Below are 13,084 nucleotides of genomic sequence, written 5' to 3'. Positions count from 1 at the left end.
TATATCAAATGTAACAGATAATCTTTTAAAAATAAAATGTAACTAATACGATTTTAACTAAAAAACAACCCAAAACCATGTGATAAACATAAAATTTTTACCATTTACACAAAAAAGAACACCATTTATACATCCTTTATTTTAACACAGGTTCTTTTATAAGATATTTGCAATGTAATACACAAGGGGAATCATATTGATAAATTGGGGGATTAATCAATAATGATATTAAGTTATGAAACACCACTATATAGTGGTGTTTTTTTTATATAAATTTTATTGTTCGTTTATTTATATACACAAAAAAGCTCAACTAAATTTAGTTGAGCTTTTTATCTTATTCTAATCAGTTAGTTTCTTAAGCCTCGAATGGAGTTACAGAAACATATGATTTATTATCTCTTTTCTTTTGGAATTTTACAACACCATCAACTTTAGCATGTAAAGTATGATCTTTACCCATGTAAACATTTTCACCTGGATTGTGTTGAGTTCCTCTTTGACGAACAATAATGTTACCTGCGATAGCAGCTTGTCCTCCAAAAATCTTTACTCCTAATCGTTTCGATTCTGATTCACGACCGTTCTTCGAACTACCGACACCTTTCTTATGAGCCATCTTTGTAAGTTTTTAAAGTTAATTATTTACTTAATGCTTCAATTAATTCCGCTTTCTTTAAAGAAGTGTATCCTGTAATACCTTTTTCTTTAGCTAAAGCTTTTAATTCTGCTACAGTCATTGAACTTAAATCCTTCGATTCTTCTTTTGCTTCAGCCTTAGGAGCTTCCTTCTTAGCAGCCGCCTTTTTTACTCCTGACGCAGAAATTCCTTCGATTTGAATTTCAGTTAAATACTGTCTGTGTCCATTTTTCTTTTTGTAACCTTTTCTTCTTTTCTTCTTGAAAACGATTACTTTATCACCTTTTAAGTGACCTAAAACCTTTGCAGTTACTCCTGCACCTTCTATAGCTGGGGCGCCAATAGTTACGTTTCCTTTATCTTCAATAAGCATTACATTATCAAAAGTTACTTTTGATCCTTCAGCCTCTTGTAAACGGTGTACGTATACTTTTTGGTCTTTTGCTACTTTAAATTGCTGCCCTGCTATCTCTACGATTGCGTACATACTATTTGTTTTGCGTTTATACTTTATTCACACTTTCTTAAATAAAAATGCGGGTGCAAATATACGTTTTTTACTTCAAAAAAAAATGTATTACTCAGAAAATTACTCTTTTAGCATAAAAAAGGTTCGTTTTTATTATTTCAACTGTAACAAATGCCATAATTTCACGTCAAATACACGAAAATCATTAAAAATTAAATTTCAATCAATGAGAAAAAGAGTTATCACTCTAGCTTCAGCTTTGTTGTTAGGCTTATCAGCTAATGCACAAAAAGTTGAGTTTGAAGAGTACGATTTAAGCAACGGAATGCATGTTATTTTGCATCAAGACAATTCTGCTCCTGTTGTTACTGTTGGCGTAATGTACCATGTAGGATCCAAAGATGAAGAGGATGGAAAAACAGGAATGGCGCATTTTTATGAGCACTTGTTATTTACTGGAACTAAAAACATTGGCCGTGGTGAATGGAATAAAATTGAAGCTGCGAATGGTGGAACTGGTAATGCTAACACTAACTGGGATAGAACTTACTACTACGAAACATTCCCTTCTAATAACTTACAGTTAGGTTTATGGATGGAATCTGAGCGATTATTACATCCAATTATCGACCAAAAAGCTGTAGATACTCAAAACGAAGTGGTTAAAGAAGAAAAACGTCAACGTATGGATAATGCTCCTTATGGAAAAATTATATATGGAGACGTGTATAGTCATATTTTTGACAAGCACAATTATGGTAGACCTATGATTGGTTACATTAAAGATTTAGATGCCGCTAAACTGAGTGAATTTCAGGATTTTTATAACAAATGGTACATGCCAAATAATGCTGTATTAGTAGTTGCTGGTGATTTTGAAAAAGCTTCTACTAAAAAGTTAATTAAAGATTATTTTGAGCCAATTCCTGCAAGAAATCTTCCAAAAAGAGATAAAGTAGTAGAGCCAGAAAGGACTCAAGAAAAACGCGTAAAAGAATACGATTCTAATATCCAGTTACCTGCTATTTTATTAGCACACAAAACTCCTTCAATGAAAGAAAGAGACTCTAAAGTATTGGATGTAATTTCGACTATTTTAAGTAACGGAAAAAGCTCTAGATTGTATAAAAAACTAGTTGACGATAAGAAAAAAGCATTACAAGTATTTTCTTTTGCTCGTAACCTAGAAGATTACAGTGTTTACAACATTGGAGCTATTCCTTTAGGAAAAACTTCTTTAGATGATTTAATTAAAGAAATGGATGAAGAAATTGAAAAACTTCAAACAGAGTTAATTTCTGATAGAGATTTACAAAAGGTTCGTAATAAATTTGAAAATCAGTTTGTTGCTTCAAATTCTAGTGTACAAGGTATCGCTAACTCTTTAGCAAGAAATTATATGTTAGTTGGAAACACTAATCAAATTAACAAAGAGTTAGAAGTTATCAACTCTATTACTAAAGAAGAAATTAGAGACGTTGCTAAAAAATATTTAGCTAAAAACCGTCGTGTTGTTATCGAATATTTACCAAAAAAGAAATAATCATCTAAACTGAATTTTAATGAAAACGAAAATATTTTCAATTATCACAATATTATTTCTATCATTAACTGTTTCAGCGCAGATTGATAGAACCCAACAGCCAAAACCAGGTCCAGCTCCTAAAATTAACTTAGGAACTCCTAAAAAGTTTGCTTTACCTAACGGATTGCAAGTTTTAGTGGTTGAAAATCATAAGTTACCAAGAGTATCTGCTACATTAACTATTGACAACCCACCAATGTCTTATGGAGATAAAAAAGGTGTTGAGGGCTTATTAAGCGGAATGCTTGGAACTGGATCTACAAACACTCCAAAAGCAAAGTTTGATGAAGAAGTTGACTTTTTAGGAGCTAACATCTCTTTTTGGGATGAAGGAGCTAGAGCAAGCTCATTATCTAAATACTTTCCAAAAGTATTAGGATTAATGGCTGATGCTGCTTTTAACCCTGTGTTTACTCAAGAAGAATTTGATAAACAAATGAAACAATCTCTTGACGGAATAAAAAACAATGCCAAGAGTGTTAAAGCTATTGCTAGTAGAGTTGAAAACGCATTAACGTATGGTAAAAATCACCCTTTTGGAGAATTTACCTCTGAAGAAACGTTAAAAAATGTTACATTACAAGATGTTAAAGATTTATACAACAAAACGTATAAGCCTAACAATGCATACTTAATTATAATAGGTGATGTAAACTTTAACGATATTAAGTCACAAGTTAAAGACTTATTTGGAACTTGGAAAAAAGGTGATTTAGTTACTCAAAAATTACCAAAAGTTGAAAATCCAGCAACTACTGAGATCAACTTTATTGATATGCCAAATGCTGTTCAGTCTGAATTATCTATCATTAACGCAGTAGATTTAAAGATGAACGATAAAGATTACTATGCTGCTTTATTAGCTAACCAAATTCTAGGTGGAGGCGGTACTGGTAGATTATACAAAAATCTTCGTGAAGATAAAGGGTACACTTATGGAGCTTATTCAGGAATCGGGTCAAGTAGATATGCTTCTCGTTTTAAAACAACTGCATCTGTAAGAAACATGGTTACTGATAGCGCTATGGTTGAAGCGATGAAAGAAATCAACAAAATCCGTTACCAAAAAGCAACTCAAGAAGAGTTAGATATAGCTAAAGCTAAATACATTGGAAACTTTGTTCGTAACGTTGAGAAGCCTCAAACAGTAGCTTCATATGCTTTAAACATTTTAACAAACGACTTACCTGCTGATTATTACAAGAACTACTTAAAAAATATTAATGCTGTGACATTAAACGATGTTCAAAATGCAGCAATTAAGTACTTCAAAGGAGATAAAGCTCGTATTATTATTACAGGTAAAGGAATTGATGTTTTAAAGAACTTAGAAAAAACAGCTGATTATAAAATCAACTATTTTGATAAAAACGGAAATCCTACTGAAAAACCAGCAATGAGTTTACCTATTCCTAACGGTGTTACAGCATCTAGTGTAGTGGATGATTATTTTAAAGCAATTGGAGGAAAAGACAAAGTAGCAAACGTAAAATCTGTAATGATTACTTCTAATGCTGCAGTTCAAGGAATGCAATTAAGTTTAGTTCAAAAAAATGCAACTCCTAACAAGTCTTCTGTTATTGTTTCTATGATGGGTAATGTAATGCAAAAAGTAATTTTTGACGGAACTAAAGGGTACCAAGAAGCTAACGGTCAGAAAAAAGAAATGACAGGAGAAGAGTTAGAAAAAGCAAAAAAGGAATCTGCTCCTTTTGCTGATAAAGCTTATAAAACTGGAACTTTAGATAGAATTGAGCCTATAGATGGAAACAATGCTTATGTTATTAAACATGGTAAAAAAGAAATCTTTTATGATGTAAAATCTGGATTAAAGGTTAAAGAGGTAAAAACTGCTAAAGGACCACAAGGAGAAATAAAAGTACCTGTTGTTTTTTCAGATTACAAAGAGGTAAACGGAATTAAATTCCCTCATAAAATGATTCAAAAGAATGGACCAATGACTTTTGAGTTCATTACAAAAGAAATTAAAATTAACGAAGGGGTTTCTGATGCTGATTTTAAATAAGTATTAGACCTAAGTCTATAAAAAATGAAAGAGCCAAAATGCAATATTTTGGCTCTTTTTATTTTAAGTAATTTTAAAACTATCTAGCTTTATTTACCAACCAAACTCCAAACAAAATAATCCCTCCTGCCAGTAACTGTATTAAGCTTAGCTTTTCTCCATCAACAATTCCCCAAATTACGGCAACCGCTGGAATTAAATACGTAACTGAAGCTGCAAAAACAGGAGATGATAGATGTACCATTTTATTAAATAGTACTTTTGCTATTCCTGTTCCCACTACTGCTAAAACAGTAATATAACCTAATGCTGAAGTTGTTTCTTCTGTTACTTCAAAAGTTGAAAAGAATCCAGAAAAAGCTAAAACTATAAACGCTGGTATTATCAATAATAAAAAGTTTCCAGTTGTAATTGCCAGTGCATCTAAATCATCTAAATACTTTTTAATCATATTTACATTAAACGCATATCCTATTGAAGCTATTAGTATTAAAACAGCATACCAATAATTTTGATTCGGATTTAATTCAGCTCCTTTCAAAATAAGAATTAAAGTCCCTGCTAACCCAATTAAAACTCCGTAAAACTGTTTTCTTTTAAAAGTAAACCCAAACACCAACGCTCCAAAAATAAACGTATTAAAAGGTGTTAACGAGTTTAAAATAGCTGGTATAGAACTATCTATTTTACTTACAGCAAAAGCAAACAAAAACGCAGGAAAAAAAGTACCCAAAACTGCTGTATATGCAACATATTTCCAGTGCCTCTTTTCTATTCTTTTTAAGCTTTTAAATCCAACTAACAGTAAAAAAACTGCTGTGATTAGCATTCGTAAAGCACCTACTTGAATTGGAGTTAACCCAATTAATGCCTTTTTCATTAAAATAAAAGAGCTTCCCCAAACTAGCGAAAGCACTATTAAAAACAACCATTTTTGTTGTTGACTATTCATTCTCAGTTAATTTAAGCACAAAAGTCGTTTATTTCTGTTTTTAATTTTGAATTTATTGATAAATTTGCTGAATAACTCAATAAATAAAAATGATGAAAATTCATAAAATATTATTTGCATTAGCTTTTGTTAGTTTTTTAGCTGTTGGATGTAAAAATGAAGCTAAAAAAGAAGAGGCTACCAAAGAGCAAAAAACAGAGGTAGCTGCTGACGCTAAAGAACTTTCTTTAAGTATTTCAGGGATGACTTGTGAAATAGGTTGTGCTAGAAAAATAGCTTCTGACTTAAGCAAGAAAGAAGGTGTTTTAGAAGCAAACGTTGTTTTTAACGACAGTATTGCAACTATAAAATACGATGCTAACAAAACAAACAAAGCGGATTTAATTGCTTTTGTAGAAGGAATTGGTAGCGGAGACATGTATAAAGCTTCTGAAGCTACTAAAAAAGCTGATAAGAAATCTTGTGACGCTGATTGTAAAAAAGAATGCTCTACAAAAACTGAGGCTGAAAAAAAGGCATGTAAAGAAGATTGTACTATGGCATGTTGTGCTGAAGCAAAAAAAGCATAATTGTTAATTTAAACAATACCGAAAGCTCCTAAATTAGGAGCTTTTTTTATGCCTTTTAAGTATCTTTGCTAAAACTTTTCATCAAATGAAGAAACATTTTCCTCTCATTGTAAAAATCTCGTTGATTGCTGTATATGTTATTTTTTTAGCTGGTTCTGTTGTTCGTATGACAGGTTCTGGAATGGGGTGTCCTGATTGGCCAAAGTGTTTTGGTTATTACATTCCTCCAACTTCTGAAGAGCAAATTACTTGGCAACCAGATTCTGAGTATAAAAAAGGAATGATTATCGTAAAAGACGAAGCACTATTTGTAGCAGGTCACGATGTTAAAACTTCTGAAACGTTTAATGCCAATAACTGGGAAAAGTATACCAAACATAACTACGCTAAATTTAATAAGTTTCATACCTGGACTGAGTACATTAACCGATTAAGTTCTGCTTTAGCAGGAATTCCTTTTTTGTTTTTAATTTTTGTTTCTCTTAAGTTTTGGAAAGAAAACAAACAAATTACGCTTCTATCATTTGGTGCTTTCTTTTTAATGTTATTTGAAGCGTGGCTTGGTAAAACCGTAGTAGATTCAAACCTAAAGCCAACAATAATCACCATTCACATGGTTGGTGGTTTAGTTATTGTTGCTTTGTTGTTATGGCTACTGTATATGGTTTCCGACCAAAAGAAAACATCTTATAAATACAATTCATTGTTTAGTAAATTAGTAATTCTTTCAGCTATATTTTCACTTATTCAAATTGCTTTAGGAACTCAAGTTCGTCAATTTATTGATGAACAAGTAAAACTACATGGATTCGAAAACAAACATTATAGTTTGATGGATCCAAACATTAAATTTTACATCCACCGTTCATTTACTATAGCTATTGTATTAGTAAACCTTGGGTTATTTTACTTAAATCAGATGAAAAATTTAGGTTACAAACTAGTAAATTGGATTGTTGCTTTAATCTTTTTAGAGACGATTACAGGTATTTTAATGTACTATGCTGAATTCCCTCTAGGAACACAAGCTGTACACTTGTTATCTGGCGCTATTTTATTTGGGTTACAGTTTTATTTGTGGTTGCAATCCAGAAAAAGCAACTATTCAATAACTTAATCTTTCCATTCTAGTGTTTCCATCATATAAATCATATCTTTTTTGATGTATTCAACTGCTGGTAAAATAGAATCGTAATTTGGTTTGGTATAAAAGAATAAAGACCCTTTTAAAAAGTGTTTAGAGCTATCTGTTGCATGAAACTGCACTTGAGAAGCAGCATTCCCAAGAATTTGATATAAACTCCCATATACTTTCGTATTTGGATTTGCATATTCAACAGGAGCAGTGATTTGATCAGCTTTTATGGCATGTTCAAATACTAGTTTCTCAGACTCTATTAGTAATTCCCTTAAATTACCTTCAATAGGACGATACGTAATATCTACCGATGCTTTTAAACTTGGATACTCAACTTTCATCCAATTTTTTGGTAAGTTTTTAGCTTTAGCTATTTGAGCTATTTCAAACGTATATGGTTTGTTTAAGTTTTCTTTTTTATAAGTTTTCTCAGGATATTCTAAACTTAGATAGCCTTTGGGTTTGGGTAAGGTTTCCTCACCACAACTCATTAAGAATATTGCTGATACCAGCAAAAAGAGTTTACGCATTTCGGGTAACTTTTACTTGTTTTATACGTTTTTTGGCCAACGCTTCAATAGTAAACGTATAATTACTAAAGTTTATTTTTTCACCTTTTTTGGGAAACTTTCCTGAGACCTCTAAAATAAAACCTGCTATCGTTTCACTTTCTCCTTTAGCCTCTTCAAACTTTTCCTCATCTTCATCTTCTAAGACACGGCAAAAATCTTTAATAGTTATTTTTCCTTCAAAAATATAATTATTTTCATCAAGTTTCGAATAAGTTAGGTCTTCATCATCAAATTCATCATTAATATCCCCTACAATTTCTTCTATTACGTCTTCTAATGTTACAATTCCACTAGTTCCACCATATTCATCAACCACAATAGCTAAGTGCTTTTTCATTTCTTGAAACTCCACCAATAAATCGTCTAACTTTTTATTTTCTGGAACAAAAAATGGTTCTCGTAACAACTTCTGCCATTTAAATGTTTTCTTATTTAAATGCTCTAACAAATCTTTAGCATATAAAACACCAATAATATTGTCTACATTTTCATGATATACTGGGTTTCGAGAATACCCATTCTTTAAAATAGTTTTTAACACATCTTCATAACTGGTATCATCAGCAATAGCACATACATCTGTTCGAGGTTTCATAATTTGTACAGTTTCAGTATTTCCAAAACTTACAATTCCTTCTAAAATTTTTTGTTCTTCTTTTGTTGTTGCATCATCAGATGTTAACTCTAATGCTTGAGACAAACGTTCTACAGAAAGATTATTATTCTTATTTCCTAGCTTGTTTTCAACAACACTTGTTAACCTTATAAGAGGAAGGCTTAATGGGGTTAACAAAGTATTTAGCACTTGAATAGGCTTAGCCATAAACTCTGCAAACTGTAATGATTTTCTGCTAGCATATACTTTTGGCAATACTTCACCAAACAATAAAATTAAAAAAGTAATGAGTACTATTTCTATTAGAAAAAGCACTGATACGTTAAAAAAGTAAAAGTTTAATTCATAATTTAACCCAGCAAACAACACTTTACCAATACTTGCAAAAAGCAACACGATAAGAATATTAATAAAGTTATTAGTTATTAGAATAGTTCCTAATAGTTTTTTGGGGTCATCAAGTAATTTTACTACGGTGTTTTCTTCTTTAGAGTTTGCTGATAACTCATCTAATTCAGTTTGTGAAATTGAAAAGAAAGCTACTTCAGTTCCTGAAACTAACGCAGAGCAAACCAATAATAAAACCAATAATAAACAGTTAATGGCAGTCAACCAATCAAAACTTGATAGTAATAAAAGTAAAGGTTCGGGTTCTGGATCCAATTTTTAAAATTTAATTAAACTAAAACGGTAAATCATCATCTTCTTCACTAGCTACACTTGGTGGTGTAGGATTAGGGCTCCCTTGAGTTGGTGCTGTATTTGATTGTGTGTCATTTGGATCTTTTTTTGTTGATAAGAACGTCATATCTTGTACATGAATTTCTGTTGTGTACCTTTTTTGTCCATCAACCTCATACTGACGTGTTTTTATACGTCCTTCGCAATACACACGGTCTCCTTTGGTTAAATACTTTTCACAAATTTCAGCCAACTTATTACGCACTACTATATTATGCCATTCAACATTTGTTATTTTCTCTCCTGTTTGACGATTTGTATAAGTTTCATTAGTTGCTAAAGGAAAACGACCTATTGAGTTTCCTCCTTCGAAATAATGCATTTTAACCTCATCTCCTAAATGTCCTATTAAAATAACCTTGTTTATTGTTCCTGCCATAGCATTATAGTTTTGTGTAAAATCAAATATACAAATTTTAAGATTCTTTGTTTAAATATTCCTCTAAAAACTTATCAATTAACACGGGTACTGGACGTTCTTTAACTGTTGTCCAATCCATAGTTTTTGTATTTACACCTATAGTTTTTACTACCCAAAACTTAGTAATTAAATGCTGATGTGATAGTTTGTGAATAATCTCTTCTTTATTAAAAAGTGAGATAGTAGTTTCTTTTGGAAAAAGTTTCACAAACTGCTCACTTTCTATCAACTCTTCTTCACTTATTATCTTTTGTGTTTCTACCAAAGGAAACTGATAAAGTCCTTGCCATATACCTTTACCTTTTCGTTCTTCTAAAACAGTTTCATTCTCTTCTGTTATTGGAACTAGATAGTTAAAATATCGCTTTTTTACCTTTATCTTCTTTTCTTTAACAGGAAGCTCCTTTACACGATTCTTTTCCAAAGCCGCACAACTGTTAGCTAGTGGACACACATTACACAAAGGTATCTGAGGTTTACAATGTAACGCCCCAAAATCCATTATAGCTTGATTATATACTCCTGGTTGGGATGCATCTATTAGCGTTTGTGCTAATTCTTTAAACTCTTTAATTCCTTTAGTAGAATTAATTGGGGTATCTATGCCAAAATAACGAGAGAGAACTCTATAAACATTCCCATCAACAACAGCAACTGGCTCATTATAACAAATTGAAGCAATTGCAGAAGCCGTATAATCTCCCACCCCTTTTAATTTGAGCAATTCTTTATATGTTTTAGGGAATTTTCCTTTTAATTCGTTTGCCACAAACTTAGCTGTAAAATGTAAGTTTCTTGCTCTTGAATAATAACCAAGTCCCTGCCATAACTTCAACACTTCACTTTCATCTGCTTTGGCTAAATCAAACACTGTTGGAAATGCTTCTGTAAACTTTAAAAAGTAGGGTAAACCCTGTGCTACACGTGTTTGTTGCAACATAATTTCACTCAACCAAACACTATATGGATCCTTAGTTTTTCTCCAAGGAAGCTCTCTTTTATTTTGTAAATACCAGTATACTAGTTGCTTAGCTAAAATCATTTATGTAAATTGTGAGCGCAAAATTAGTATATTTAATTTAGATATTTTTATTCTTATTTTTTTCGGAATAGATTAATTATCATATATTTGCACCCTCAATTTTTTAAAAGAAAACAAACAAAATATATTTATAATGACAAAAGCAGATATCGTATCTAAGATTTCAGATAAGAGCGGGATTGAAAAAGCAGATGTTTTAGCCACTGTTGAAGCATTTATGGAAGAAGTAAAAGATGCATTAGAGAATGGTGATAATGTATATTTAAGAGGTTTTGGTAGCTTCATTATTAAAACTAGAGCGGAAAAAACAGGTAGAAACATTTCTAAGAATACAACTATCAAGATTCCTGCGCACAACATACCTGCTTTTAAGCCTTCTAAAGTATTTACTGAAGGGGTAAAAACAAAAGTAGCTGTAAAGTAATTAAAAAAGTATTAACCCAAAACCTTTACCTTTAAGGTTTTACAAAACATTTTAACTATGCCAAGTGGTAAAAAAAGAAAGAGAGCTAAGATCTCTACACACAAAAGAAAGAAAAGAGCAAGAGCAAATCGTCATAAGAAAAAGTAAGCAATAGCTTACTTTTTCGTTGCTTTTATAAGTTACGTTCATTGACATTAAGGTTTTAACACCTTAAAAATGGTATAAACATATACCTGTTTACAAATTTTAATCCGTCTTCGTAAATTTTACGTCGGCACAAAACCATATTCAGAATGAAAACAGAATTAATAATTCGTTCCAATTCTTCTGATATTGATTTCGCCTTACTAAGAGATGGTAAACTTATTGAGTTAAACAAAGAAACAAGCGACAATAATTTTTCAGTTGGGGATATTTTTCTTGCCAAAATTGGGAAAGTAATGACTGGTTTAAATGCCGCTTTTGTAAATGTTGGATATCCTAAAGATGGTTTTTTACACTACCACGATTTAGGTCCGCAAGTACAATCTTTAAACAAATTCATTAAGAAAGTAAGCACAGGTAATTACAAAGAATTCACTTTAAAAAACTTTCGCTTTGAAGAAGATATCAACAAAGACGGAAGTATTAATGATGTACTAAAATCAGGTCAAAATTTATTAGTACAAATTGTAAAAGAACCCATTTCTACCAAAGGTCCGCGTATTAGTTCGGAACTTTCTATTGCAGGTAGATTTTTAGTTTTAGTTCCTTTTTCTAACCGTATATCGGTATCGCAAAAAATAGCAGATCCGAAAGAAAAGGAGCGTTTAAAAAAATTAGCAAAAAGTATCAGACCCAAAGGGTTTGGACTTATTTTACGTACTGTTGCCGAAGGTAAAAAGGTAGCAGAACTTGACAAAGACTTACAAAATTCACTTGACCGTTGGAAAACTATGTGTAAACGCATAGCTAATAACAATACTCCAACAAAAATATTAAGTGAGTTAAACAGAGCATCTTCTATCTTAAGAGATGTTATGAACGATTCTTTTACAAGTATAGTAACCAACGATGAAACCCTTAAGGTTGAAATTAAAGAATACTTACAAGAAATATATCCTGAAAAGGAAAATATTGTAAGACATCATCGTTCTGATGTGCCTATTTTTGAAAAATACGGTATTGAACGACAAATAAAAACATCGTTTGGTAAAACAGTTTCAATGAGCAAAGGGGCTTATTTAGTTATTGAACACACCGAAGCTTTACATGTTATAGATGTAAATAGTGGTAACCGTTCTAACAAGTCCTTAAACCAAGAAGAAACTGCTTTAGAAGTCAATTTAATTGCAGCCAGTGAAATAGCTCGTCAGTTACAGTTACGAGATATGGGCGGAATTATTGTTGTTGACTTTATAGATATGAAATCTGCTGAAAATAGACAGAAATTATATCAACATTTAAAAGATGCAATGTCTTTAGATCGTACTAAACATAAAATTTTACCTCCAAGTAAGTTTGGTTTAGTGCAAATTACAAGACAACGTGTACGACCTGAATTAGAGATAAAAACACGTGAACCAAACCCAAATAAAAATGGAGAGGTTGAAGCTCCTATTGTTCTTTTAGACAAAATAGAAGCCGAATTAGAACGTATATTAAATAGCGGTAAAAAGTATAAAGAAATCACATTAAATGTGCATCCGTTTATAGCTGCTTATTTAACAAAAGGCGTTAACTCAATCCGTTTTAAATGGTTTGTTCAACACAAAAAGTGGATTAAAATATTACCTAGAGATGCTTACCAGTACTTACAATATAAGTTCTATTTAAAAAAGAATAAAAAAAGTAAGTAAGGCAATCTTATTATGAAATAAAAATCCCGTATCGTTTGATACGGGATTTTT

General features: G+C 31.5%; 13 protein-coding genes. 6 read left to right on the top strand and 7 right to left on the bottom strand.

The window, feature by feature from the left end; translation table 11 throughout:
• Positions 1-358 precede the first annotated feature (358 nt).
• Both rpmA and rplU read right to left on the bottom strand, forming a co-directional pair.
• Positions 359-619: a 50S ribosomal protein L27 gene (rpmA, locus tag VBY68_RS14025; protein ID WP_028891690.1), complete on the bottom strand. Its 261-nt coding sequence runs from the start codon at positions 617-619 to the stop codon at positions 359-361.
• A gap of 22 nt (positions 620-641) precedes the next feature.
• Positions 642-1,127: a 50S ribosomal protein L21 gene (gene rplU, locus VBY68_RS14020; RefSeq protein WP_099214854.1), complete on the bottom strand. Its 486-nt coding sequence runs from the start codon at positions 1,125-1,127 to the stop codon at positions 642-644.
• Positions 1,128-1,335: 208 nt separating this feature from the next.
• Here rplU and VBY68_RS14015 point away from each other — a divergent pair, with 208 nt between their 5' ends.
• Both VBY68_RS14015 and VBY68_RS14010 read left to right on the top strand, forming a co-directional pair.
• Entirely contained in the window at positions 1,336-2,652 is a 1,317-nt protein-coding gene (locus tag VBY68_RS14015; protein WP_415270074.1) for a M16 family metallopeptidase, read from the top strand.
• 19 nt (positions 2,653-2,671) lie between these two features.
• On the top strand, positions 2,672-4,720 hold the full coding sequence (locus VBY68_RS14010) for an insulinase family protein (protein ID WP_415270073.1): 2,049 nt from the start codon (positions 2,672-2,674) through the stop codon (positions 4,718-4,720).
• A gap of 79 nt (positions 4,721-4,799) precedes the next feature.
• Here VBY68_RS14010 and VBY68_RS14005 read toward each other — a convergent pair whose 3' ends face one another.
• On the bottom strand, positions 4,800-5,672 hold the full coding sequence (locus tag VBY68_RS14005; protein WP_121146409.1) for a DMT family transporter: 873 nt from the start codon (positions 5,670-5,672) through the stop codon (positions 4,800-4,802).
• 89 nt (positions 5,673-5,761) lie between these two features.
• On the opposite strand from VBY68_RS14005, the gene VBY68_RS14000 reads away from it, so the two are divergent.
• Both VBY68_RS14000 and VBY68_RS13995 read left to right on the top strand, forming a co-directional pair.
• Positions 5,762-6,241 carry a cation transporter gene (locus VBY68_RS14000; protein WP_273693676.1) on the top strand — a complete coding sequence of 160 codons (480 nt, stop codon included), beginning with the start codon at positions 5,762-5,764 and terminating at the stop codon, positions 6,239-6,241.
• 85 nt (positions 6,242-6,326) lie between these two features.
• Complete coding sequence (locus VBY68_RS13995) at positions 6,327-7,358, top strand: COX15/CtaA family protein (RefSeq protein WP_415270072.1); 1,032 nt, start codon at positions 6,327-6,329, stop codon at positions 7,356-7,358.
• Here the strand turns inward: VBY68_RS13995 and gldD are convergent.
• The 4 genes from gldD to mutY are packed head-to-tail and all read right to left on the bottom strand — an operon-like array spanning position 7,355 to position 10,771.
• The gene (gene gldD, locus VBY68_RS13990) at positions 7,355-7,909 is read right to left on the bottom strand and encodes a gliding motility lipoprotein GldD (protein WP_099214859.1); all 555 of its coding nucleotides are present in this window, start codon (positions 7,907-7,909) and stop codon (positions 7,355-7,357) included. The two genes, VBY68_RS13995 and gldD, sit on opposite strands and share 4 nt — an antisense overlap.
• A complete protein-coding gene (gldE, locus tag VBY68_RS13985) occupies positions 7,902-9,230 on the bottom strand; it encodes a gliding motility-associated protein GldE (protein ID WP_164723398.1) in 1,329 nt (442 codons plus the stop codon). Before gldE ends, gldD begins: the two co-directional genes overlap by 8 nt.
• Before the next feature lie 19 nt (positions 9,231-9,249).
• Positions 9,250-9,687 carry a single-stranded DNA-binding protein gene (locus VBY68_RS13980; RefSeq protein ID WP_273695009.1) on the bottom strand — a complete coding sequence of 146 codons (438 nt, stop codon included), beginning with the start codon at positions 9,685-9,687 and terminating at the stop codon, positions 9,250-9,252.
• 37 nt (positions 9,688-9,724) lie between these two features.
• Positions 9,725-10,771, bottom strand: coding sequence for an A/G-specific adenine glycosylase (gene mutY / locus VBY68_RS13975; protein ID WP_415270071.1), 1,047 nt, complete (start codon positions 10,769-10,771; stop codon positions 9,725-9,727).
• Between the two features lie 133 nt (positions 10,772-10,904).
• Between mutY and VBY68_RS13970 the strand changes: the two genes are divergently transcribed.
• Together VBY68_RS13970 and VBY68_RS13965 are read left to right on the top strand one after the other, a co-directional pair.
• Positions 10,905-11,195, top strand: coding sequence for an HU family DNA-binding protein (locus VBY68_RS13970; protein WP_047787990.1), 291 nt, complete (start codon positions 10,905-10,907; stop codon positions 11,193-11,195).
• A 293-nt stretch (positions 11,196-11,488) separates the two neighbouring features.
• Positions 11,489-13,033 carry an Rne/Rng family ribonuclease gene (locus VBY68_RS13965; protein WP_099214862.1) on the top strand — a complete coding sequence of 515 codons (1,545 nt, stop codon included), beginning with the start codon at positions 11,489-11,491 and terminating at the stop codon, positions 13,031-13,033.
• Positions 13,034-13,084: the final 51 nt, after the last annotated feature.

The sequence above is a fragment of the Tenacibaculum ascidiaceicola genome (assembly GCF_047470925.1).
Lineage (GTDB): Bacteria > Bacteroidota > Bacteroidia > Flavobacteriales > Flavobacteriaceae > Polaribacter > Polaribacter discolor.
Note: the sequence above shows the minus strand (reverse complement) of the source record. Positions and strands in the feature narration are given on the sequence as shown.